The sequence below is a fragment of the Stenotrophomonas sp. 63632_Sma genome (assembly GCF_056482875.1).
This window is the reverse complement of the sequence record NZ_CM151220.1, coordinates 602,788-628,193: the sequence shown is the minus strand read 5'-3', so window position 1 is coordinate 628,193 and position 25,406 is coordinate 602,788. Positions and strand designations below refer to the sequence as shown.

At 68.6% G+C, this 25,406-nt stretch carries 14 protein-coding genes; all 14 read right to left on the bottom strand.

Annotated elements, in window-relative coordinates:
- Positions 1-333: 333 nt before the first annotated feature.
- Complete coding sequence (gene gspD / locus ACZK45_RS02805) at positions 334-2,535, bottom strand: type II secretion system secretin GspD (protein ID WP_478445426.1); 2,202 nt, start codon at positions 2,533-2,535, stop codon at positions 334-336.
- 9 nt (positions 2,536-2,544) lie between these two features.
- Positions 2,545-3,339: a hypothetical protein gene (locus ACZK45_RS02800; RefSeq protein WP_032130126.1), complete on the bottom strand. Its 795-nt coding sequence runs from the start codon at positions 3,337-3,339 to the stop codon at positions 2,545-2,547.
- Positions 3,329-4,048, bottom strand: a complete 720-nt coding sequence (gene gspM / locus ACZK45_RS02795) for a type II secretion system protein GspM (RefSeq protein ID WP_032130127.1) — start codon at positions 4,046-4,048, stop codon at positions 3,329-3,331. Before gspM ends, ACZK45_RS02800 begins: the two co-directional genes overlap by 11 nt.
- Positions 4,023-5,168: a PilN domain-containing protein gene (locus tag ACZK45_RS02790; protein ID WP_478445425.1), complete on the bottom strand. Its 1,146-nt coding sequence runs from the start codon at positions 5,166-5,168 to the stop codon at positions 4,023-4,025. The genes gspM and ACZK45_RS02790 overlap by 26 nt, the downstream gene beginning before the upstream one ends.
- The gene (locus ACZK45_RS02785) at positions 5,165-6,028 is read right to left on the bottom strand and encodes a type II secretion system minor pseudopilin (protein WP_032130129.1); all 864 of its coding nucleotides are present in this window, start codon (positions 6,026-6,028) and stop codon (positions 5,165-5,167) included. The genes ACZK45_RS02790 and ACZK45_RS02785 overlap by 4 nt, the downstream gene beginning before the upstream one ends.
- Positions 6,025-6,657, bottom strand: coding sequence for a type II secretion system protein J (locus ACZK45_RS02780; RefSeq protein ID WP_180838638.1), 633 nt, complete (start codon positions 6,655-6,657; stop codon positions 6,025-6,027). Before ACZK45_RS02780 ends, ACZK45_RS02785 begins: the two co-directional genes overlap by 4 nt.
- Positions 6,654-7,073: a type II secretion system protein XpsI gene (gene xpsI, locus ACZK45_RS02775; RefSeq protein WP_032130131.1), complete on the bottom strand. Its 420-nt coding sequence runs from the start codon at positions 7,071-7,073 to the stop codon at positions 6,654-6,656. Before xpsI ends, ACZK45_RS02780 begins: the two co-directional genes overlap by 4 nt.
- The gene (xpsH, locus tag ACZK45_RS02770; RefSeq protein WP_032130132.1) at positions 7,070-7,564 is read right to left on the bottom strand and encodes a type II secretion system protein XpsH; all 495 of its coding nucleotides are present in this window, start codon (positions 7,562-7,564) and stop codon (positions 7,070-7,072) included. The genes xpsI and xpsH overlap by 4 nt, the downstream gene beginning before the upstream one ends.
- A 6-nt stretch (positions 7,565-7,570) precedes the next feature.
- On the bottom strand, positions 7,571-8,014 hold the full coding sequence (gspG, locus tag ACZK45_RS02765; protein WP_004142831.1) for a type II secretion system major pseudopilin GspG: 444 nt from the start codon (positions 8,012-8,014) through the stop codon (positions 7,571-7,573).
- Between the two features lie 49 nt (positions 8,015-8,063).
- Positions 8,064-9,284 carry a type II secretion system protein XpsF gene (gene xpsF, locus ACZK45_RS02760; RefSeq protein WP_032130133.1) on the bottom strand — a complete coding sequence of 407 codons (1,221 nt, stop codon included), beginning with the start codon at positions 9,282-9,284 and terminating at the stop codon, positions 8,064-8,066.
- Between the two features lie 24 nt (positions 9,285-9,308).
- Positions 9,309-11,033, bottom strand: a complete 1,725-nt coding sequence (gene gspE, locus ACZK45_RS02755; protein ID WP_197611143.1) for a type II secretion system ATPase GspE — start codon at positions 11,031-11,033, stop codon at positions 9,309-9,311.
- A gap of 136 nt (positions 11,034-11,169) precedes the next feature.
- Positions 11,170-13,023: a S8 family peptidase gene (locus ACZK45_RS02750; protein ID WP_125894942.1), complete on the bottom strand. Its 1,854-nt coding sequence runs from the start codon at positions 13,021-13,023 to the stop codon at positions 11,170-11,172.
- A 157-nt stretch (positions 13,024-13,180) separates the two neighbouring features.
- Positions 13,181-20,359 (bottom strand): ESPR-type extended signal peptide-containing protein, encoded by a 7,179-nt coding sequence (locus tag ACZK45_RS02745; protein ID WP_478445424.1) that lies wholly within the window; start codon positions 20,357-20,359, stop codon positions 13,181-13,183.
- A 438-nt stretch (positions 20,360-20,797) separates the two neighbouring features.
- The gene (gene purL / locus ACZK45_RS02740; RefSeq protein WP_478445423.1) at positions 20,798-24,682 is read right to left on the bottom strand and encodes a phosphoribosylformylglycinamidine synthase; all 3,885 of its coding nucleotides are present in this window, start codon (positions 24,680-24,682) and stop codon (positions 20,798-20,800) included.
- Positions 24,683-25,406: the final 724 nt, after the last annotated feature.

Here is a 25,406-nt window from a genome sequence, read left to right as displayed (position 1 = left end):
TCTGCAGTAGATCCACGCCATGCGTGGATGAATCTCCATCGGAATCGAATATTTCGAATTGGAATCGAAAAGCATTCACGCATGGCGTGGATCCAGCGTGTCGACCAAGGTCGACACCTACCAACAGCCGCGGGAATCTATCAGAGGTGGGGCGGTGTGGGTTGGCAGGACCGTTGGCGCCATGGATGGCGCCATCGAGCCCCCAGGGACGGGTTTACGGCGTGTCCTGACAACCCACACCGCCCCGCCATCCCCCAGAAACCCGCTGTTGCTGTTGCTGTTGCTTCGGCTCTCGCCTCTGCGGGTGCCGGGCGCAGCCCGGCCGTAAACCCCTTACTTCTTTGCGCGCGGCTGGTTCAGCGGTTCCATCGCGCGGAAGCGCTGGCTGTACTCGTCGGTCAGGGTGCGTGCCTCCTGCCCGTTGCGCACGATGCTCGGCGTCAGCAGCACGATCACCTCTGAACGGCGGCTGGTGCGGCTCTTCTGCCCGAACAGTGCGCCCACCACCGGAATCCGGCTCAAGCCGGGGATGCCGCTGCTGCCATCGGTGCCCGTGTCGGTGATCAGGCCGGCCAGCATGATGGTGTCGCCGCTCTGCACCGCCGCTTCGGTCGACAGCTTCTTGGTGGAAATCCGCGGGTTGCAGTTGCGCTCCTGCGGGTTGCAGTTCTCCGGCACGTTCGAGGCGCTGCTCACTTCCTGCACGATGTCGAGGAATACCGTGCCGTCGCGGGTGACGCGCGGGCGCACCTTCAGGATCACGCCGGTGTCGATGTACTGCACCGAGCTGTAGCTGCTGGTGCCGATACCGGTGTTCACCGTGGTGGTATTGATCGGCACCTTGTCACCCACGTTGAGCGTGGCCTCGGCGTTGTTGCGCACGAACACCGAGGGGGTCTGCAGCAGGCGCACATCGGTGACCTTGTCCAGCGCGCTCACCACCGCCGCGCCATTGTGGCCGGTGAATGCCCAGCCAAGGCCTTCGCCACCGGTCGCGGCACCGGCAAAGCTGCTCCAGGAGCCGCCGGCGGCGGCCGGCAGGGTCACGCCGGCCAATGCGCCGGTCAGCGCGCGCCCGGCCACCGCGTTGTCGAAGAACCAGTTCACGCCGTACTTCAGGTCCCCCTCCAGTGCGACCTCGGCCACCTGCGCTTCGATATGCACCTGCAGCGGCATCACGTCCAGCTTCTCGATCACTTCGCGGATCGAGCGCCAGGCCTGCGGGGTCGAGCGCACCAGCAGGGTGTTGGTTTCCTCCACCGCCGACACGCCCACGCGATCGCCTTCCACTTCCAGGCTGACGCTGACATTGCCGGACTGGCGCTGCGGCAGGTTCATGCTGCCGTTGCCGGTGCCACTGGAACCAGTGCCCGGCGTCGAACCGAAATTGCTGCTGTTGTTGCTGTCCATGCCACGGTCACCGTCGCTGCCCAGCTGCGACGGCATTGCACCCGGTGCCAGCGAGGCCGGGCTGGAGCCGCCGCGGTTGCCGCTGCTGGCGAAGGCTTCACTGAGGCGTTCGGCCAGATCGCGCGCCTTGATGTAGCGCAGCTCATAGGAGAACAGGCGGGCGCTGCCACCGGCGGTGTCGATGCGGTCCAGCCACTGCTGGATCTGGTCCAGGTAACGCACCTGCGGGGTGATCACCAGCACCGCGTTGGCGTTTTCCAGCGGCAGGAAGCGGAACATGCCGGCGCTGGGCGTCTTGCTCTCCTCGCCGAACACCTTCTCCAGGTCGGCGGCCACCTGCTCGGCCTTGCCGGACTGGATCGGGAACACGCCCACCGACATGCCCGACAGCCAGTCAACGTCGAAGATCTCGACGGTGCGCATGTAGTTTTCCAGCTCGGCGCGGGTACCGCCCAGGGTGATCACGTTGCGGCCGCTGTCGACGTTGACGATGGCGTTGGGGCGCGCGTACGGCTCCAGCACCTTCTTCATTTCAGTTGCGGAGATGAACTGCAGCGGGACCACCCGTACCTCGAAGCCACGCGCGCTGGCTGCCGGCGCCGTGCTCGGCGCGACAGTGCCGGCCAATGCCTGATCGGCGGCGACGATGTTGTAGCGGCCGCCGCTGTAGACCATGCGGGCATTGTTCCAGCCCAGCACCATCTCCAGCAGGTTCAACGCCTGCGCCGGCGACACCGGCTTGGGCGTGGCCAGGGTGACTGTGCCCTGCACCCCCGGTGCGATCACGTAGTTCTGGCCCAGCATGTCACCGAGGATGGCCTTGACCACCGCATGCACCGATTCGCCTTCGAAATTGAAGGTTGCTTCACCGGTGCTGGCGCCATGCAGTGCCGGAGCCGGTGCGCGTGCTGCTTCGCGGTTGATCATGGTGCCGGTGCCACGGCGGATCACCGCCTGCGGAGCGCCCTGGGCGTCACGGGCAGCATCAGCGGCGACTTCGGCCGCCTGGCCGGCCTCGGCAGTGGGCGACAGATTGCCCTTGCGCTGCACATGCGGTGCGGACACGGTGCTGCAGCCGACCAGCAGCGCGAGGGCAAAGGACCAGGGAAGGAAACGCAGGCTCATGCATTCACTCTATCGGTTGGTGCCATCGCCCGGGGGCGGCGACGGTTGTTGCTGCTGTTGTTGTTGCTGCAGCTGGCGGCGACGGGCCTGGATGCGTTCGCGGATGGCCTGCATCTGCGCTTCGCTGGGGCCGTTGTTGTTGGCAGGCGGTGTGGCGGCCGCCGCAGCCGAGGATGCCGGCGCACTGCCAGCAGGCGACGGCGATGCGGTTGCCGCAGCCGGCGGCGGTGCCGGCGGAGCGCCTGCCGGGGGCGGCACAACGATCGCACCGGCCGGTGGCGCACCGTTGGCGCCGCGCAGCACGGTCGGTGGTTCACCCCCCTGCCCGTTGAATACCGCCAGTTCCAGCACCTGGTTGCCACCGGGGCCGATCACGGTGGCCTGACGCGGCTGCAGTGCGACCAGCTGCCAGCCGTCGACGGCTTCACCGTTGAGGCGCAGGCGCAGCGAGCGGTTCTGTTCGGTGGTGAAGGTGGCCATGCCGAAGTCGCCGGTCAGCAGCACGCCGGTCAGGCGCAGCGCGGCGCTGGCGGCGGGCTCGCTGCCGCCGAGCAGGTAGGGCTTCGGCCTGCGGTCCTCGGCGAACAGCGGTCGCTCGCCGATCGCGCTGTAGCTGTCGGCGCTGGCCATGCGTTCTGCGGCCAACGGCGGCAGCACCGGCAACGAAGGCACCGCATCGGCATCACCGTCCGCACCTGGCAGCTGGCTGCCCAGACCGAAGCCGGTGGCCAGCCAGACCGCCGCCGCCCAGCCGGCCAGTGCCAGCAGGAAGCCGGTGCGCAGGCTGATCTGCTCAAGCTTCATCGGCCACCTCCTGCCCTTCTTCCGGCGCAGCCGGTGCGGCGGCCGGTGCAGGTGTGGCCGAAGGCGGTTGCGGCGCCGCGCCCGGTTCGGCTGCAGGTGCCGGCGCAGCGCCATCGGCCGCAGCACCGGGCAGCAGGTAACCGGCCAGTTCGAACGACACGTCCAGGCCGAGCCCGGACTCGTTGGGCGACTGCTGGAAGCGCTGCGCGATCAGGTTGAGGTTGTCGACGAACAGGCGCGGGCTGCCGGTTTCCAGGCTGTGCAGCACCGTGGCCAGCTCGGCCACACCGCAACGCAGGCGCACCTGCATGGCCACGCGCACGAATTCGGCGTCACGGCGGTTGTCGGTCAGTGGCGTGCGGTTGCTGATGGTGCAGCTGCGGTTGCCCGGGCTGGCCATCGCCACCGCATCCTGCAGCTTCGCGCCCAGCGCAGCGGCCGCAGCTTCGGCGGTGGCTTCGCGCAGGAAGCCCGGCCGCTGCTGCAGTGCCTCGCGGGTGGCGCGCAGGCGCTGTTCGATCTGCGGCTGCTGCTGCAGCTGCGCCTGCACGCGCTGCTCGCGCTCGCGCAGGGCGGCCACGTCGGCGTCGATTTCGCGCAGTGGCTGGGTGAACCAGGGGTGCACCAGCAGCAGGTAGGCCAGGCCCAGCACTGCCAGCAGCAGCGCCAGTGCCAGCCAGCGGTCACGGCGTGCGCTTGGCATCGGCATCGGCCGCCTCCCGGGTCGGGGCCGCAGCCGGCAACGGCTGCAGTTCGGCGGTCATGGTGAAGCGGTCACGGCCACTGGCGGCGCCATCGGCCTGCAGTACGCCGGTCAGATTGACCTTGCGCCACTGCGGTGCGTCCTGCAGCAGCTGCACCAGCTGCGAGGCCTCGCGGCTCAGGCCGATCAGCTGCAGGTTGTTGTTCTCGATGGCCAGCTTTTCCAGGTAGGTGCCCTCCGGCAGGCGCCGGGTCAGTTCATTCCAGATTTCCACCGTTCCGGCGCGCTGGCTGCGCTGCTTTTCCAGGAACGCGGCACCATCGATCAGCGCCTGCAGCTGCGCGCGTTCGCTGGCGACACCACGCGCACTGCGCGCACTGCGCTCGACCTGCGCACGCAGTTCGTCGGCGACGGCGCGGCGGTTGTCGAGCAGCTGCAGGGCCGCCAGCACCAGCATCACCAGCGCGGCCACGGCCAGCAGCACATTCCAGCGCCGCGTCGGGTCTGCCCGCAGCTGGCGCTGCCCCGGTGGCAGCAGATTCACCTGCAGGGGTTCACCCTCGGTGTCGATGGCATCGACACCGGCCAGTGCATCGGCCCATTCGCCTACGCTGGCCCGCCACGCCTCAAGCTGGCGCAGTGGCCAGGCGATCAGTTCGACCTGCAGCTGGCCCTCGGCGGCGCCCCCGAGTTCACGCACGTCATAGCTGACCTGGCTGGATTCGAACGGTGTCTGGCGGTCGATCTCGAAACCAACCACGGCGCGCAGCCGGTCGGCCGCAGCCGCAGGCAGGCGCAGATGACGACGCAGTACCTCGCTGGCCGGCAGCAGCCACACCCGCGGCAGGCTGCGCAGTCGCGGTTCCAGCACGCGGTCCAGTTCGGCCGGCGACAGCGGCCATGGCACGCTGGCAACTGCTTCGCGGCGTTCTCCGGCCTCTCGCCAGACCTGCAGCTGCTCACCCTGGCGCTGCAGCAGCAGGCGCGCCTGTGCCCAGCCCAGTGCCCACTGCCAACGTGCCGGCACCCAGGCCAGCAGCGATTGCCGCCACCAGCGCAGGAAACGGCCGGCGCCAGGGCCGATCCGGCCCTGCACCTGCCGCACACTGTCCCGCCATGCCGTCATCTTGCTGTCATTCCCTGCTCCCAGCGAAGCACTGTGTAGGACCGCCCGGGAACCCCGCCCGAGCCATTGCGTACCACTGCCTGCAACACCGACCGGCGTCCACTGCCGTCGGTTGCACGAGACTCGATACTATAGGTGCCGCTGCTGCTGGCAAGCGTTGTCGCACCGCCAGCGGTATCTGCGTCACGCTCCTGCTGTGCGCGCTGCGCCAGCACGGTATCCGCATCCAGGCCCAGTGCGGTCAGCACCGGCGCGCTGGCGAACTGGGGATCCGGGCGTGCCTGGCGGCTGTACAGGGTCAGGTGCGGCAGCATGGCCTTGTACAGCGGGCCGCGCATTCCCAGTACCCGCTGCAGTTCACCGAGCGTCTCGAAACGCTTGTTGCGTGGGCCATACGGCAACCCCGCCGCCGCATAGTCCGGGGCTTCGGCACCGCCGCCCGGCTGCAGCAGGCTGTCTTCATCACGCCAGTCGACAATGGCACCGGCCAGCTGCCGGGCTGCCCCTTCGTCTTCGCCGAGCGCCTTGAGGAACGCGGTCAGCAAGGTCACGTCGGCCAGGTTCAGGTTGATCTTGCCGTTCTCGTCCAGCACCTTGATTTCGATGCTGGCGTCATCGAACTGCCAGCGGTAGGTTCGGCCATCAGCGCGCCAGGGCGCCCGCAGCGGATCGGCGGACAGGCGCAGCAGCGCGTACTCCAGGCCGGCGCGCGCCCGTTCCTGGCCGCGTGCATCGTCATCCAGCACCCGCTGCTGCAGATGCTCGACCCGTGCGCTCAACGCGAACGCACCGACCAGCGCGGTCATCAATGCGATCAACCACAGCACCAGTACCAGTGCCGCACCGTGTTGCCGGTTCATCGCGCGCCTCCGCTGCCACCGTTACGCGGCGCCACCACCAGCGTCGGCCAGGGCGCGCCCCTGGCCGGGACGATCCTGATCTCCACCAGCATCGGCAGGCGGCGGGTATCGTCCCAGCGCGGCATCCAGTCGCTCACCTGGCCGGTACTGGCATCGATGCCGCGATAGCGCAGTTGTACCGACTTCAGGTTTTCCACCAGCACTTCCGGCGGGCGCGGCGGGTTCTCGGCGATGCGCTCGCCTTCCTGCAGCAGCACCAGGTCCAGCAGCAGGCGCTGCTGGCCATCGCGGCCGTCCACCTGCAGCGCGTGCAGGTAGGGTCCGCCGCGGCCGAGGTAGCCCGGCAGATCGGCGGCGAACAACATGCGCTGCTCTTCGCCCTGGAAGAAGATCGGTTCGCGGGTGGGATCGGGTACTTCCAGCGGCGTGCGCAGCGCACCGGCCAGCTGCCGCCGCAACAGCGCCTGCACCGCGCGCATGCGCTCACTCTCGGCCGCGATCTGCTCGCCACGCTGACTGACCGCCATTGCCGAACGGACGCTGGCGAACGCCAGCGCCAGGCCACCGGCCAGCAGCACCGTGGCCAGCATCACTTCAATCAGCGTGAAACCCGCGGCGCGGCGCTTCATCGCGCGCTCTCCAGGTCCGGCGGCAGCAGGCGCAGGCTGCGCCAGCGCAGCTGCTCGCGTTCGCTGTCGCCCCAACGCACCTGCAGCTGCAGTTCGGCCAGCCAGGGGGCACCGGCCGACTGTGACTGCACGGCGTTGCCGGCACGTGGCTCCACCCACGGCTGCACCTGCAGCTCCCAGTGGTAGCGTCCCTGTTCCCAGTCGCCCTGCTGGCTACCCACCTGCAGTGGCGTGGCGACACCGGTTTCGGCCAGCAGCGACTGCGCATGCAGTATCGCGCGCGTGCGCAGCTCGGCCTCGCGCACCTGCCTGGCACCACCGGACAGACTGCCCAGCAGCAGGGTCAGCGCCAGCCCGAGCAGGGCAAAGGCGATGATCACTTCCAGCAGGGTGAAGCCGCGAACGTGCCGCTTCATTGTGCCCGCCAGGGGCCGGAGCGGACCTCACCGGTCAGCCAGCCCACGTCGATGCGCCATTCGGCATCGTCACGCTGCAGCCGGATGCGGCCACCGCTGGAGCCACCATCGGGATGGAACTCGATCACGCCCTGCCCTGGCGCGGTGGCCAGCTGCGCGGCGCCTTCGAACTGCACCTGCAGCTGTGCCGGCACGTCACCATGGCGCTGGTTGGCGCCTTCCCAGCGCCGCTTTGCCGGTTCGATGACAAAGCGTTGCGGCTCGCCGCGGGCGATCGCCTGCGCGCGTACCACCCGCAGCTGGTTGGCGATGTCCTTGCCGGCGCTGCGCAGCTGCATGCCGGCGAAGCCGCGCGACAGGCCGGCGGCGGTAATCAGGCCGATCGCTGCGATCAGCGCGATCACCAGCAGCATTTCCAGCAGCGACAGGCCCGCTGCGCGCCTGCCGTGCAGGCGCGGGCGAGGCAGCCGGCGCGGCAGGAAATACGTCATGCAGGATTACGGCTGGTAGCGGATGTCGGCATCGACGCTGCTGCCGCCGGCCTTGCCATCCTTGCCGAGGCTGATCAGCTCGTACGGCTGGCCTTCGCCCGGCGCACGGTACTCCAGCGCGTGGCCCCACGGGTCGTTCAGGTCAGCCGGCTTGGCATACGGCCCCAGCCAGCCACCGACACCCGCCGGTGCGGTCACCAGATCGTTGAGCGAGCCGGGCAGCTTGCCGGTATCGATCTGGTAGTTGTCGACCTTGGACGCAACGGTCTGCACCTGCGCCTTGGCGATGTTGGCCTTGCCGCGATCAGCGCCGCCCAGCACGCGGCTGGCGACCAGGGTCAGCACCGCACCGATCAGCACGATGACGATGATGATTTCCAGCAGGCTCATGCCCGACTGGTTGCGCGCGGCGGTGAAGGAAAGGCGGATCGGTCGACGGGAAGCAATCATGGTCGGTCCTTTCAGTTGCGGAGTGTCGGGGTTGCGTAGGGATCCATCGTCAACCGATGGCATTGGTCAGGTCGTACAGCGGTACCAGCACGGCAACGATCACCGCACCGACCACCGAGGCCAGCACCAGGGTGATCGCCGGCACCATCGCCGCCAGCAGGCGGTCGATGCGCCGGGCGCTGTCCTGTTCGAAGGTATCGGCCGCTTTCAGCAGCATGGTATCGAGTGCACCGGATTCCTCGCCGACCTGGATCATCTGCAGCGCCAGGCGCGGGAAACGCTTGCCGCGCGACAGCGCCAGCGACAGGCCGGTACCGTTTTTCACTTCATCCGCGGCGGCTTCCACATCGGCGGCCAGCGCGCGGTTGCCCAGCACGTTGCGGGCGATGCCCAAGGCACCCAGCAGCGGCACGCCATTGCGCAGCAGCGTGCCCAGCGTGCGGGCCAGCCGCGCGGTTTCCAGTTCGCCGAGCAGGCGGCCGATGCCGCGACGCTGCAGCAGCCAGCCATCCAGCGCCAGCCGGAAGGCTGGTTGCCGCGCCTTGCGTTCGAAGAACAGCGCGAGTATCCCTGGCACCACCAGCAGCAACACCCACCAGTCGCGCACGAACAGACCCAGCTGCAGCACCGCGTTGGTGAACCACGGCAGCGCCACATCCAGGCTTTCGTACATCTGCGCGAACTGCGGCACCACGTAGCCGAGCAGGAACAGCAGCGCGCCGCCCACCACCACCAGCAGGATGGCCGGGTACACCAGCGCGTTGATCACCTTGCCCTGCAACGCGCGGCTGCGTTCGAGGTAGTCGGCCAGGCGCTGCAGGGTTTCGTGCAGGCTGCCGCCGGCTTCACCGGCCCGCACCATGTTCACGTACAGGCGCGAGAACAACCCATGCTGGCGCTCCAGTGCGGTCGACAACGGCGCGCCACCGCGCACCACATCGCGGATGTCGGTGATCGCGCGGCGCGAGCGTTCGTCTTCGGGCAACCCGAGCAGGATCGACAGCGCGCGATCCAGCGGCTGGCCTGCACCGAGCAGTGTCGCCAGCTGCTGGGTGAACTGCAGCAATGCCGCGCCCTGCAGCGGCCGTTGGCGGAACAGGTTGCGCCAGGTACTGCCACCGATCGCACCGCCATCGGCCAGCTGGGTCTCCATCGGCAGATGGCCCTGGTCCTGCAGGCGCGCGACCAGCTCGGCCTCGCTTGCCGCTTCCATCTGCCCGTCGAAGATCTCGCCGTGCGGATTCAGTGCCTTGTAACGGTAGGTCGGCATGTCAGCCCCGGCGTCCTGCGCGCATCAGCTTTCCTCGGTGACACGCAGGACTTCCTCGATGGTCGTCTGACCACTGAGGGCCTTGGACAGACCATCTTCGTACATCGTGCGCATGCCGGCTTCGCGGGCAATGCGTTCGATCTCGCCCATGCCGTCGCGGCGCATCACCGCGCGCCGCAGCGCGTCGTTCATCACCAGAAATTCCATGATGGTGGTCCGGCCGAGGTAACCGGTCGGCGCCAGCGCGGAGGGCTTCGGGCGGTACAGGTGGATCGGTCCTTCCGGCTGCAGGCGGCGCAGCTCGAAGCGTTCGATCTCTTCCGGCGAGGCTTCATAGCGCTCGGCATGGGTCGGCTCCAGCCGACGCACCAGGCGCTGGGCCAGGATGCCGTTGATGGTGGAGGTGAGCAGGTAGTCTTCCACGCCCATGTCGAGCAGGCGCGTGATGCCGCCGGCTGCGTTGTTGGTATGCAGGGTGGACAGCACCAGGTGGCCGGTCAGCGCCGACTGGATCGCGATGCGCGCGGTTTCCAGGTCGCGCATTTCGCCGATCATGATGATGTCCGGGTCCTGGCGCACGATGCTGCGCAGGGCGTTGGCGAAGTCGAGCCCGATCTGCGGCTTGGCCTGGATCTGGTTGATGCCTTCGATCTGGTATTCCACCGGGTCTTCGACCGTGATGATCTTGACGTCGGCAGTGTTCAGCTGGCTCAGCGCGGTGTACAGCGTGGTGGTCTTGCCTGAACCGGTCGGGCCGGTCACCAGCAGGATGCCGTGCGGCTGTTCCAGCACCTTGCGGAACTGCGGCAGGAAGGCGTCAGTGAAACCGAGACGATGGAAATCGAACACCACCGTTTCGCGGTCCAGCAATCGCATCACCACGCTTTCGCCGTGCGCGGTCGGCACCGTGCTCACGCGCAGGTCCAGCTCCTTGCCCTGCACGCGCAGCATGATGCGGCCGTCCTGCGGCAGGCGGCGCTCGGCGATGTTGAGCCGGGCCATGATCTTGATGCGGCTGATCACCGCAGCAGTGAGGTTGGCCGGCGGGCTTTCGCCTTCCACCAGCACGCCATCGACGCGGTAACGCACCTTCAACCGGCTTTCGAACGGTTCGACATGGATGTCCGAAGCGCGCAGCTCCACTGCACGCTGGATCACCAGGTTGACCAGGCGGATCACCGGCGCTTCCGAGGCGAGGTCACGCAGATGCTCGATATCATCGACCGCACCGCCCTCGCCATCGGCGGTTTCGACGATCGCGCCCATCGCGCTGCGGCCCTGGCCGAACCAGCGCTCGACCAGGTCATCAATTTCTGCGCGCATGCCCAGCACCGGTGTCACCGGTACCCCCAGTGCCAGCTGCACGGCCTGCTGCGGATAAGGATCATGGGCATCGGCCAGCCACAGCCGGACCCCGTGTTCATCCAGCGCCAGCGGACAGACATGGAACTGCTTGAGGAAGCGCAGCGACAACGGCAGGCCCTCGGCCAGCCCCTGCGGCGGCGCCTCCGGCAGCTGTTTGCCTTCCAGCAGCGGCAGCCCCAGCACTTCGGCGCTGGCCTGTGCCTGGTCACGCTCGGAGACCAGCCCCAGCCGCACCAGCAGGCCCAGCAGGCTGCCGCCGGCCTCTGCGTGCAGCGGCCGCGCACGTGCCAGATCGCCTTCCTTCAGCCGGCCGCGCGCCAGCAGCGCATCCAGGATGCGGCCTTCAGCGTCGTCGGCAGCGGCGGTAGCAGCAAGCGCGTTCACATGACTCTCCTGTCAATCGGCTCGACTTTAACAGTTAAGCCATGATTTCCGCCGCCCCTGCGCCACCTTTCGTAAAAAGACGAAGCCCGTCACATGGGATGACGGGCTTCGGCCATTCAACTACGACAGTTCAAGCTTACTGCGTGGCGAGAATGCTCACCCCGTTGTAGGCCGCTTCACCCACCACCTTGATGTAGTAGGTGGCCGCCACCGGCTTGGTCACCCGCACCGTCTCGGAGGTGCCCGGACGGGTCGACTTGGCGTCGTTGTCGCTGGCACTGGGCTCACGGCCTTCAGCCACGTAGACCGAAACGTTGCCGGTGCCACCGTAGGTGATCACGCTGAACTGCTTGCCGGCAGCCGCTTCGAAGCTGTAGAGCTTGCTGCTGCCGGCCGCACCGGACAGGCCACCGACGGCAGCCTTGTTGGTCAGCGGCGTGGCCACCGGCCCGCAGTTCTCGGTGCACGGTTCTTCCAGTGCCTTGGCCAGCGCGGCCTTGGCATCGAGGATGCCGGTACCGATCGGCGTGGCCGCCGGGATGGCGACCGGGAACGGACGTGCGGTTTCCTTCAGCAGGGTACGCATCGCGGCCGGGGTCAACGGATCCTTGCCCTTGGCGATCAGCGCGCTCTGCACCAGTGCGGCAACGGCGGCCACATGCGGCGAGGCCATCGAGGTACCGCCCATGCCCATGTAGCCCGGCGTGCCCGATTCCGGCGTGGTGGCCGCATTGGAGCCGGTCTGCCAGATGTAGCCACCCGGGTTGCCGTCGACACTGCCGCCGCCACCCGGACCGGACAGGTCCACGCGGGTGCCATAGTTGGAGTAGTAGGTGATGCCACCGGTGATGCGGGTGGCACCCACGGTCACCACGCCTTCGCAGCTGGCCGGACGGTACTTGGACGCGTTGTCGGCTTCATTGCCCGCCGCGACCACCACGGTGGTGCCACGCGAGATCGCGCCATTGATGGCGTCCTGGTAGGTGCTGCCGCAGGTACCGCTGCCGCCCAGGCTCATGTTGATGATCTCGGCCGGGTTGGTGTTGGCCGGGATGCCGGTCACCGTGCCACCCGATGCCCAGACCACCGCGTCGGCGATGTCGGACAGGTAGCCGCCGCACTTGCCCAGCACACGTACCGGCAGCACCTTGGCCTTGTAGGCGACACCGGCCATGCCGACGCCGTTGTTGGTCTGCTCGGCCACGGTGCCAGCGACGTGGGTGCCGTGCCAGGAACTGTCCTCGGCCAGCGAGCCGTCATAGCACTCGTTGTCGTTCTCGACCCAGTCACCGTAGTCCTGCGCACCCGGCACACGATCGTTGGTCGGGCGCCGCGAGGTCTCCGCATCGCTGATGAAGTCGTAACCCTCCAGCAGGTTGCCGACCAGGTCCGGATGCTGCGGCAGGATGCCGGTATCGATCACCGCCACCACGATGCCCTCACCCTGCGAGACATCCCATGCCGCCGGTGCGTTGATGCCGCCGACGGCGTTGTGCAGGTGCCACTGGTTCTGCTGGTAGAAGGGATCGTTCGGCACCAGCGCCGGCTGTACGTCGCCGGCACGCAGCTCGGTGCGGCGCAGCTTGACGTCGGCTTCGGCGTACTGCACCGACGGGTCGGCCTGCAGTTCCTTCAGCACACGCTGCAGTTCGGCCGGGGCCAGGCGGCCCTGCACGCGGATCAGGTCCGCACCGGTAGCGAGCTTGCGTACCACCTGCGGGCCGAGGGTACTGGCACGTGAGGTACCGCCGGACAGGCTGGCCCGGGTCAGCGCCGACTGCACGGTGGACAGCTTCGCCGAGCGGTCGGTGGCGGCGGCAGCGCCGGCCCGGTACTTGACGATGATGCGCTCGGCGCCCGGCTGGGCGGTGCTGGCCTGGCGCACCGGTTCGCGGGTCGGCAGGCCGGCGGCGTGGACGGCACCGACGGCCGTCATCGACAGCACGGCGGCGGCAAGCACATTGATGCGAAGGTTCTGCTTCTTGATCACGTCGAATTCCTCTTCTGGGTCATGGATCGAACCAACACTGCGGCCATCATTCCTTGACGACTCCCGGCCGGCCCAGCCGGGATTGCCGTGACCTCCCCCCAGGCCCTCACTGCAGGTGCTGCGCCGGCGTGGGTGGCCGCCGGCGCGATGGAGTGGCTTACCAGCCGAAGCCGGCACCGACGCCAACCGAGCTGTCGTCGCTGCTGAAAGCACCGCCGAAGGTCACCGTGGCGCGATCGCTGATCGCACGCTGGTAGCCCAGCGACAACGCCGACTCGCCGCCCTGGAAACCAATGCCGACGCCGACCCGGTTCTGGGTGCGGATACCGGCGGCACTGGTGGCCATGTTGAGCATCGCCGCGCTCATCGCACCCTGGCGGTCGATGCGGCGATCCATGTGGCGCAGGCGTCCGTCGATCTCGCCCTTGAACACATCGAAGCTGTCGGCGACGGCCTGGACGCGGCTGTCGGTGTAGCTGTTGGCCGTGGCCATGCCACGGTCGAGCTGGCCCTTGTTGACCGCATCGGTGGCCGTGGTACCCGCCGCCACATTGGTGACCTGGCGCTCGTTGCCTTCACTGCCCACCGAGACCGTGTTGGCACGATCGGCAACCGAGCCCTGGCCCAGCGCCACGGCATTTGCCGCAGTGGCATTGGCGCCCTGGCCGATGGCCGTGGACGAAGCGCCACTGGCGACGGCGCCCTCGCCCATGGCGACGGCATTGAAGCCCGTCGCGGGAGTGCCAACCGGAATCCCGGCACCGGCGGCGGCCGCGGTCGGCGTGCCCTGCACACGCGCGGTGCTGGCCGGTGCCGCGTCGGCCGTTGCAGGTGCATCAGCGGTGCTTGCCAGCGGGCTCTCATCCAGCGAGGCACTCATCGCGCGCAGGTTGGCAGTCCCGGCACGCGAGCCACCGGCGGTTCTGCGGTCGATCTCGCTGACCTTGCGGTCCAGCGCGCCGAGCGCATCGCCGACGTTGCTGTAGGTGGCGCCCTGGATCACGTAGTTCGGGGCCACGAACACACCCTGCATGCCGACGCTGGCACCACCGCCGAGGAAGCTGGCGGCATCGCTGAGCGACTGGAACAGCTGGCCGCCGTTGATCGCCTGGCGACTGCCCGCGGCAATGCTGCCGGCACCGACGTTGTCGATGGTGGTGCCCTGGAAACCGGACAGGGTCAGGCGGTCACGGCTGGCGTCGTCGTAGCTGACCGCGCTGGCCGCGGTGGTTTCCACGGTGGCGATGCGCGAATCAAAATCGCCCACGCGGGTTTCCACCGCGCCCACCCGCTGGTTGGTGACGTTGAGCTGGGAGCCGGTGATGGCGTCGCTGCTGCCGGCGGCGATGCGGCCATCGGCCACATTGACGATGCGGCGCGTGGCCGGACCCTCGGTGCCGTTGCCACCGCCGACCGACACCACGTTGGCATCGAGCGCACGCGAGCCCGCACCCAGCGCCACCGAGTTGGCACCGGACGCTCCGGCACTGTTGCCCAGTGCAAGTGCACCGTTGCCGATCGCCATCGCGTTGGCGCCCAGCGCATTGCTGCGCGCGCCGCTGGCACTGGCCGCCGAACCGATCGCGGCGGCATCACTGCCGCTGGCGCTGGCAATACCTGCGCCGGTGGCCTTGACGTAACGTGCCGTGCCATCGGCAGTCGCTGCGACCGCATCAAGCTGGCCACGATTGACCGCATCGGTGCGCTCGGTACCGGCAGCGACGCGGGTGATCTGACGATCACTGGTACTGCTGCCCACCGACACGGTGTTGGCACGGTCGGCCACCGAGCCTGCGCCCAGTGCGATGCTGCCGGCCGCCGAAGCGTTGGCACTGACACCCACCGCGGTGGCATTGGCGCCGGTGGCCTTGCTGCCGTAACCCACTGCAGTGCCAAGGCGACCACTGGCTTCGGCATAGCTGCCCAGCGCCGAAGCGCCGTCGGCCGAAGCATTGGCGCGGAAACCACTGGCCTGCGACTGGGTGCCGCTGGCCGTGGCCTGCGCGCCGCTGGCAGTGCTGTAAGCGCCCTTGGCCTGGGCGCCGGCGCCGGTAGCACTGGCGCCGAGTTCGCTGGCGCTGGCGCCACTGCCCACGGCTACGCTGTCGACACCAGCAGCCTGCGCCGCGTTGCCGAGCGCCGCCGCATTGTTGCCGGTGGCCAGCGCATCGAAGCCCACGGCCGTGGCATTGCCGGCCATGGCATTGGCACCACTGCCCAGCGCGGTGGCGCCGTTGCCGATGGCGTTGGCCGCGTTGCCGGCGGCCAGTGCGTTGTCACCGTCCACCAGGGCACCGGCCTCGCCATCGGCATTGCCGCTGGCCTGGAACTGCCGGCTGGTCTTGTCGGCGACGCTGGCGACTGCATCCAACTGGTCCTTGTTCACCGCATCGGTGGCTTCGGTACCGGCTGCGACATGGGTGACCTGGCGCTCACCGCCCGCCTTGCCGACGGCCACCGTGTTGTCACGGTCGGCCTTGGAGCCGGCACCGAGCGCGACGCTGTTGCTGCCATTGGCGGTGGCGTTGGCACCCAGCGCGGTGGCACTGCTGCCTGCCGCCCACGAATTCCAGCCGATCGCCGTGGCGTAGTCTTCGGTGGCCCACGCGCCCGCACCGAATGCCGCGGCACCGGTGCCACTGGCACGCGAGGGGATCAGGCCGAAGAAGGTGCTGCCACCGATCGCCACGCTTTCTTCGCCACTGGCTTCGCTGGACTGACCGACCGCTACTGCACCGGTACCGGCGGCGGCGGCACCGAAGCCGACCGCCGTGGTGTTGGCGCCACTGGCCGCCGAACCGTAGCCCAGTGCCGTGCCGAGCCGACCGCTGGCTTCGGCATAACCGCCGACAGCGGTAGTGCCATCGGCGGACGCTGCGCTGCGGAAGCCGCTGGCCAGTGCCTGGGTGCCGCTGGCATTGGCTTCAGTGCCCGTGGCCGTGCTGTAGGCACCGCTGGCCTGCGCGCGCGCGCCGACCGCGCTTGCGCCCAGTTCACTGGCGCTGGCGCCGGTACCGAGCGCCAGGCTGTCTTCGCCGGTAGCCTGTGCCGTGCTGCCCAGGGCCGCCGCGTTGCTGCCGGTGGCCAGCGCATCGATGCCCACGGCCGTGGCGTTGGCGGCCAGCGCATTGGCACCACTGCCCAACGCGGTGGCACCGTTGCCGATCGCGTTGGCCGCGTCACCGGCCGCCAGCGCGTTATCGCCCTCCACCAGCGCCCCGGTTTCACCATCGGCATTGCCGCTGGCCTGGAACTGCCGGCTGGTCTTTTCCGCTGCCGCGGCTACGGCATCGAGCTGATTCCTGTTGACCGCATCATTGCCCTGCGTGCCATCGGCCACGTTGGTGATCTGGCGGGTGTTGCCACCGCCGCCCACCGACACGGTGTTGTCGCGATCCGCGATCGAATCGGCACCCAGCGCCACGCTGTTGGCGCCGCGCGATTCAGCGGCGTTACCCAGCGCGGTACTGTTGATGCCCCCCGACCAGGCGCCACCACCCACCGCGGTGGAGTAGTTGCCCGACGCTTCGGTAGCCAGCACGCCGAACAACGAGCCACCGACGGCGACGCTGTTGGTGCCGGTGGCCAGGCTGCCCTGGCCGGTGGCGGTGCTGTAGGCACCGGAGGCTTCCGAGTCGCCACCCACGGCCACGCTGTTGGAACCGGAGGCATTGGCAAAGTTGCCGAACGCGGTGGCATTGAAGGCCGAGGCCTGTGCATAGCCACCGATGGCGGTGCTGTAACCGCCGCTGGCTTCGGCACCGATACCGAAGGCCGCCGACGCCGTACCACTGGCTACGCTCTCGCTACCGACAGCGGTGGCCGCGTCACCACTGGCATTGCTGAAGTAGCCCACGGCCACGGCCTCTTCGCCGGACGCTTCGGACAGCACGCCATTGGCAGTGCTACCGGCGCCGCTGGCGATGCTGGCCGCACCGAACGCCGCGCTCTGCTCGCCGCTGGCTTCGCTTTCCGCGCCATGCGCGGTGGCGTACTCGCCCGTGGCCTGTGCGTTGGCACCAACAGCGCTGGCGTTGGCTGCGGTCGCCAACGCATTGAAGCCCAGCGCCTGTGCGTTGCTGGCCAGCGCGTTGGCGCCGCTACCCAGTGCGGTGGCGCCATTGCCGATGGCGTTGGCGGCATCACCGGCCGCCAGTGCGTTGTCACCTTCCACCAATGCACCGGCTACGTCGTCGCCGTTGCCGCTGGCCTGGAAGAAGCGGCTGGTGGTGGTGGCCGTGGTCGCCACCGCATCCAGCTGCGCCTTGTTCACCGCATCGGTGGCCTGGGTGCCGGCGGCGACGTTGGTGACCTGGCGTTCGTTGCCGGCGCTGCCCACCGACACCGTGCGCGCTCGGTTGGCGACCGAACCGGCACCCAGCGCGACCGTATTGCTGGCGCTGGCATTGCTGCCCGCACCCAGCGCGATCGCGCTTTCACCACCGGCTACCGTGTTGGTGCCGATGGCGATGCTGTTGATGCTGTTGCCCAGCGCCTGGAAGCCCAGCGCCACGCTGTTGTCGCCATAGCCGAAGGCACCACGGCCGACCGCTGTGGAGCTGGCGCCGTTGGCCCAGCTGTTGTAACCGATGGATGTTGCGCCGCTGCCACTGGCCCAGGCCGCGTTGCCGAACGCCGAGGCATTGGTGGCAGTGGCCCATGCACCCGAACCGAATGCTGCTGCGCCACTGGCAGTGGCCCAGCTGTATCCGCCTACTGCGGTGCTGTCATCGCTGCTGGCGAATGCGCTGTCGCCGACCGCAACCGCATAGCTGCCGGTGGCGCGCGACTTGCCGCCTGCGGCGAAGCTGTTGTCACCACTGGCCTTGGCCGCGTTGCCGAAAGCGCTGCTGGCAGCCCCGGTGGCCTGCGCACCGCTGCCGACTGCGGTGGCATCGGCAACAGCGGTGGTGCCCACCTGCTGCGCCGTGCCATCAGCACCGATGATCGGCTGGTTGAACTCGTCGTAGGCCTGGCCGAGGCCACCGATGGCGACACCGCCATTACCGGTGGCCGCGCTGTTGCGGCCCACGGCCACGCTGTCATCGCCGATGGCCGACGCGGCAGCACCATGTGCAATGGCACCTGCGCCGATCGCATTGCTCGACGAACCCACAGCGATGGAGCCTTCGCCATCAGCCAGTGCGCCAGCATCACTGCCCGCCTCCGGCTGTGCCTGGAAGAAACGCGCGGTGGTGTCGGCAGTGCCGGCCACGGCGTCGAGCTGGGCTTTGTTCACCGCATCGGTGGCTTCGCTGCCCGCAGCGACGCTGGTGATCTGCCGCTCGTTGCCGGCGCTGCCGACGGCCACGCTGTTGGCGCGCACCGCTTCGGAATTCGCGCCGAGTGCCACACTGTTCGCGCCGCGTGCGGTGGCGTAGTAACCCACGGCCGTGCTCTGCGCTCCGCTCGCCCAGGTCTGCGCGCCGAGGGCACTGGCGTTCTCGCCCGGTGCATAGGCGAAGTAGCCGACCGCGGTCGCTTCGGCGCCGGAGGCTTCGCTGAGGCTGCCGTTGGCCACGGCACGGTCGCCACTGGCGATGGCACCGGCACCGACGGCGGTGGCGGCTTCGCCACTGGCCTGGGTCTGCACGAAGAAGCCCAGGCCGGGGATCAGGTCAGCCGGGCCACCGATGGCGACGCTGCTGGTGCCCGTCGCGTTGCTCTGCGTACCCAGCGCGGTGGAATAATCGCCGATGGCATTGGCCACGGCGCCGAAGGCCGACGCCTGCGCACCGGCCGCATAGGCGCCGACGCCGTAGGACGACGCCGCAAAACCACTGGCTTCGGCACTGGCACCGACCGCAGTGCCGCCGACGCCTGCGCTGGTTGCGCCGGTTTCCACCGGCACGCCGCCGCTGGTGATCAGCGGGTTGCCGTCGGCATCCACCGCAGCGCCACCCACGGCAACGCTGCCTGGACCGTTGGCCTGCGCGTTGTTGCCGAACGCGGCACTGTTCTGGCCCGAGGCCAGCGCATTGTTGCCAACGGCAGTGGCGTTCTGCGCGACGGCGGTGGCGCCGGCACCGACTGCAGTGGTGCCGTTGCCGATGGCATTGGCGGCCTCGCCGGCCGCCAGCGCCTCGTCGCCCTCGGCCAGTGCACCGGCATCGCTGTTGCTGCTGCCATTGGCCTGGAAGCGCTTGGCGGTGGCATCGGCCACGGCGGCGACGTCCTTCAGCTGACCGACATTGACTGCATCGTTGTCTTCGGTGCCTGCGGCCACGCTGGTGATCTGCCGGGTCAGCCCGTATTCGGCGGCACCAACGGACACGGTATCGACGCGGTCGGCCAGCGAGCCCGCGCCGAGCGCCACGCTGCCGGTGGCAACCGCAGCGGAGTTGGAACCCAGCGCGGTGCTGTATTCACCGACAGCCGTGCTGAACGCACCGACTGCGATCGATGCTTCGTTGGCGGCGGTGGCGCCACGACCGAGCGCGGTGCTGCCCGGGCCCATCGCCACGGCACCGCCGCCAACAGCGGTGGCGCCATCGGCAGTCGCTTCGGACAGCGCACCCAGCGCGGTGGCCGCGCCGTTCTCGCTGGCGGCGGTCGCGCTTGCGCCAACCGCGGTGTCGCCGAGACCGAAGGCCGCAGCGCTCTGCCCGACCACCACGCTGGCATCGCCGATTGCCAAGGCGCCCTGGCCGAACGCGCTTGCGCCCAGGCCCGCGGCAATGGCCTGGGTACCGATGGCAGTAGTGGCATTGGCCAGCGACTGTGCGCCGGCACCGGCCGCGACTGCGCCCTGCCCGTCGATCTTCGCCGCGTCGCTGTCATCGCCTGCGCCATCGGCCTTGAAATAACGATTGCCGTCTGCGGCGACATCGGCCAGCGCGGCCTGCGTGGCGCGCGCCTGCGCGTCCAGCTGCGCCTTGTTCACCGCATCGGTGGCCTGGCTGCCTGCGGCAACATTGGTGATCTGCCGCTCCTTGCCGGTATCACCCACGGACACCGTGTTGGCACGCGTGGCCTTGGAGCCGGCGCCCAGCGCTACGCTGTTGGCCGCACTGGCGCTGCTGTTGCTGCCGATCGCCACCGCGTTGCTGCCCTTGGCCGTGGCCGAGCCTTCGATCAGGCACTTTTCGAGCAGCTTGCCGCTGAATGCCACGCAGGTGGCGCTGCCGCCGATCTGCACCGACTGTGCTGTGGCGATACCGCTCATGCCCAATCCCAATACCAGGCCCAGTGCCATCGCCAACCTTGCGGGCGCAGCCTGCGTTGCATCGCGGCGCTGGTCGACGACCCCGCCGCCGCTGTCGGAGGAGGCCAGTTCCGAGGCCACCACCAACTGACCCAATGCTTTGTTCCAGACCTTGCGATAAATCCGATTCATCGGTACGGCTCCTGATTGGACTGGTTTTGGGCAAAGCAACGCCACCGCTGGGCTTTCCGGCCCAACGTCCCCTGGGGGCGTTTATTCGCGTGATTTACTGCGGGGTATTGCCGAACGGCGCGCAGCGACAGAAAACCGAGCGCGTGCGCCAACCGGTTACTGCGAAATGAATGATTCTGAAACGGGGTTCAAGTGTTAACGGCAACTTTGCAGATCGTCAAGACTTTGACACAGCAAATCCTATTGCCGTGAAGCACATCACTATTTCACGTGTTTATGAAAGGATTTTGTTATGCATGCGTGACGATTCCTCGACGCATGAAAATGCATGTAACTAGCGGTCGCGACTGGAGTTTCAAGCGCGCAAAGAAAAACCCGCCGATCAACGGCGGGTTTTTCCATACGCGATGGCATTGAGGCCTGCGCGATGCAGTGCGATCAGCCGCACCACACCCGCGCGTTGCGGAACATGCGCATCCACGGCGAGTCACCCTGCCACTCGGCCGGAGCCCAGCTCAGGTTGAGCGCGCGCGGGGTGCGCTCCGGGTGCGGCATCATGATGGTGACGCGGCCGTCGCTGCTGGTCAGGCCGGTGATGCCGTCCGGCGAACCGTTCGGGTTCAGCGGGTACTGGCTGGCGACGTTGCCATTGCCGTCGATGTAGCGCAGCGAGACGCGTGCGGCGGCCTGGTCGACGGCGTTGTCGAACACGGCCTGGCCTTCGCCGTGCGCCACCGCTACCTGCAGGCGCGAGCCGGCCATGCCACGCAGCAGGATCGACGGCGATTCCACCACTTCCAGCAGCGCGGTGCGGGCTTCGAACTGCTCGCTGGCGTTGCGACGGAACTGCGGCCAGTGCTCGGCACCCGGGATGATGTTTTTCAGCTGGCTCATCATCTGGCAGCCGTTGCACACGCCCAGCGCAAAGCTGTCTTCGCGCGCGAAGAACGCGGCGAAGGCATCACGCAGTGCGCTGCGCTCCAGGATCGAGGTGGCCCAGCCACGGCCGGCACCGAGCACGTCGCCGTAGCTGAAGCCGCCGCAGGCGACCAGGCCGGTGAAGTCCTGCAGGGCCACGCGGCCTTCGATCAGGTCGCTCATGTGCACGTCGAACGCGCGGAAGCCGGCACGTTCGAAGGCGTTGGCCATTTCAATCTGGCCGTTCACGCCCTGCTCGCGCAGCACGGCCACGCGCGGGCGCGCACCGGTGCTGATGAACGGCGCCGCCACGTCTTCGTTGAGGTCGAAGCTGAGCTTCGGCTTCAGGCCCGGCGCATTGAAGGCACGGGCGACCTCGCGCTCGGCATCCGCGTTGGCCGGGTTGTCGCGGCGCTTCTGCATCGCGTGGGTGACCGACCACCAGGCGTCGAACAGCGCGTCCCAGCGCCACTCGGCCAGGTTCTCGCCACCCAGCGACACGCGCACCACCGGTGCAGTGGTCGGCTTGGCGATGCGCTGCGCGCATTCGGTCAGTGCATGGCGCTCGACCAGGTCGGCGAAGGCCGCACGGTCTTCGCGTGCGATCTGCACCACCGCGCCCAGTTCTTCGTTGAACAGGCTGCGGAACGGATCATCGCCCCAGGCATCGAGGGTGATATCCAGGCCCAGGCGCGAGGTGAAGGCCATCTCGCACAGCGCAGCGAAGGCGCCGCCGTCGCTGCGGTCGTGATAGGCCAGCAGCAGGCCGGACTGGCGCGCATCGCGGATCAGCTCGAAGAAGCCACGCAGGCGCTGCGGGTCGTCCAGATCCGGGGCAGCGCCGGCGAACGCCGGCAGATCGCCGTGGTCGGCATGCACCTGGGCCAGGATCGAACCGCCCAGGCGCTGCTTGCCGGCACCCAGGCCGATCAGCCACAGCTCGCTTTCCACGTCGCGGTCGAGCAGCGGCGTCAGCTGCTGGCGCACGTCGGCCACCGGCGCGAACGCCGAGATCACCAGTGACACCGGCGACACGCTCTTGTGTGCTTCGCCCTGGTCGTGCCACTGCGCCTGCATCGACAGCGAGTCCTTGCCCACCGGGATGCTGATGTCCAGCTGCGGGCACAGTTCCATGCCCACCGCCTTCACCGCGTCGTACAGCAGCGCGTCTTCACCCGGGTGGCCGGCTGCGGCCATCCAGTTCGCCGACAGCTTGATCTCATCCAGCGCATCGACCGGGGCCGCGCACAGGTTGGTCAACGCTTCGCCCACCGCCATGCGTGCCGAAGCAGCGGCGTCGAGCAGGGCCAGCGGGGTGCGCTCGCCGATCGACATCGCTTCACCGGACACGCCGTCGAAGTCGGCCAGGGTGATCGCCACGTCGGCCACCGGCAGCTGCCACGGGCCGACCATCTGTTCGCGTGCGGTCAGGCCACCGACGCTGCGGTCACCGATGGTGACCAGGAAGTTCTTTGACGCCACCGTCGGGTGCGCGAGCACGCGCAGGCCCGCTTCCTGCAGGTCCAGGCCACCGGTCTTCAGCGCCGGCCAGCGCGGGGCCGGCGGGTGCGCGGTGTCGCGGTGCATCTTCGGCGGCTTGCCGAACAGCACGTCCATCGGCAGATCAATCGGCGGATCGGCCGGGGTGTGGCCCGGCACGGCACCGTAGGCCACCACCAGGTGCTCCTCGGCAGTCGCCACGCCAACCGCGGCGAACGGGCAGCGCTCGCGGGCGCACAGTGCGGCGAACTCGGCCAGGCGCTCCTGGGCCACGCCCAGCACGTAGCGTTCCTGCGACTCGTTGCACCACAGCTGCATCGGCGACAGCGACGGATCGTCGGTGGGCACCTTGCCCAGGTCGATGACACCGCCGACCTTGGAGTCGTGCAGCAGTTCCGGGATGGCATTGGACAGGCCACCGGCACCGACGTCGTGGAAGAACTTGATCGGGTTGTTGGCGCCCATCGCCACGCAGCGGTCGATGACCTCCTGGCAGCGGCGTTCCATTTCCGGGTTGTCGCGCTGCACGCTGGCGAAGTCCAGGTCCTCGGCGCTCTCGCCGGAGGCCACCGAACTGGCGGCACCGCCGCCCAGGCCGATCAGCATCGCCGGACCGCCGAGCACAATGACCGCATCACCGGCCTGCAGCTGGATCTTGTCGACCTGCACGCGGTCGATCGCGCCGAGGCCACCGGCCAGCATGATCGGCTTGTCGTAGGCACGCACCAGATCGGCGCCTTCCGGCAGCTCGAAGCTGCGGAAGTAGCCGAGCAGGTTCGGGCGGCCGAACTCGTTGTTGAACGCAGCGCCGCCAAGCGGGCCGTCGGTCATGATTTCCAGCGCCGGTGCCATGCGCGGGTTCAGCGCGCGCGGCGCTTCCCACGGCTGCGGCAGCTCGGGAATGCGAAGGTGCGAGACCGAGAACCCGGACAGGCCCGCCTTCGGCTTGCCGCCGCGGCCGGTCGCGCCTTCGTCGCGGATCTCGCCACCGTTGCCGGTCGAGGCACCCGGGAACGGCGCGATCGCGGTCGGATGGTTATGCGTTTCCACCTTGATCTGGAACGCGCTGGGCACCTGCGGCTCGCGGCGGTATTCGCCGCTGGCCGGATCCGGGCGGTAACGCGACGCCGGATGGCCTTCGATCACCGCGGCGTTGTCGCTGTACGCGCTGAGCGTGTGCTGCGGGGTCTGCTGGTGGGTGTTCTTGATCATCCGGAACAGCGAGCGGTCCTGCTCCTGGCCGTCGATGGTCCAGCTGGCGTTGAAGATCTTGTGCCGGCAGTGCTCGGAGTTGGCCTGCGCGAACATCATCAGCTCGACGTCGGACGGCGCGCGGCCGAGCGCGGTGAAGCGTTCGCGCAGGTAGTCGATCTCGTCCTGGGCCATGGCCAGGCCGAGGCGCTGGTTGGCAGCCTCCAGCTGGTCCACCGGCACGCGTTCCAGTTCACCGCGGGCCGGCGCCGAGAACAGCGCCTGGCCCTGTTCCACGGTCTCCAGCACCGACTGCGTCATCGGGTCGTGCAGCGCCTTGACCAGCGCCTGCTGGGCGGCGGCATCGGCCGGCCAGCCCTGCACGTCTATGCGCAGGCCACGCTCGACCCGGCTGACCGGCTGCCCGGCACCACGGACTAGTTCGGTGGCCTTGCTCGACCACGGCGACAGCGTGCCCAGGCGCGGCACCACGATGCGGCTGACCGCGCCGTCGGCCACGGCCTCGGCCTGCGGCGCGGCTTCGAGGATGCGGCACAGGGTGGTCAGGTCGGGGGCGGCGCTGCCTTCGGGCTGCACGAAGTAGACGTGCCAGGCACCGCTGATGCGCAGGGAGGGAGCGATGGACTGCAGGCGGGATTCAAGACGTTCGCGGCGGAACGGCGACAGGGCGGGCGCGCCCTCGAGGACCATCATGTCCGGGGAACCGTAGTTGGGAAACGGGCCCGACATTGTACCGGAAGCGGGGGAAGGGCTTTGGCCGGGCGGCGCCCGGCACCCGCCGAAGCCAAGGCAACGGCAACAGCAACAGCAACAGCAACGGCCAAGGCAACAGCAGGCATTCCGTGGGCTGGCGGGGTGGTGGGGGCCAGCAGGACACGCCGTAAACCCGTCCATGGGGGCTCGATGGCGCCATCCATGGCGCCAACGGTCCTGCTGGCCCCCACCACCCCGCCTTCGACAGATTTCCGCGATCTGCGGTAGATCCACGCCATGCGTGGATGCTCCCCGTACGGCGCCACCCGCTGGCCGGCAACCAGGGGAACATCGGAAATCAGGCATTGAAGAGCGAAGAAGAGCGAAGCGACCGGCTTCTGCCTTTGATTTTCTGTTCTGTGTTTCGTGGCTGGCCGCGCAGGAACCTGTCAGGGGCCGGGCGGGTGGGCTGCGCAGGGGCGTAAGCGCCATGGATGGCGCGCCCGAGCCTCCAGGGATGGATTCACGGCGTCCCCTGCGCAGCCCACCCGCCCGGCCAAACCCCAGAAATCCGCTGTACGCGACCCACCCCAGCCACGAGGGGGCTCCGCCGATGGCCGCCGACCGCGCGCCAGCGCCGCTCTCCGCCAAATCCCCGAACCATGCACTCGCTCACGGATTGACCACGCGATTGATGACAACGTTGTCCCCACCTGGCGCCGGA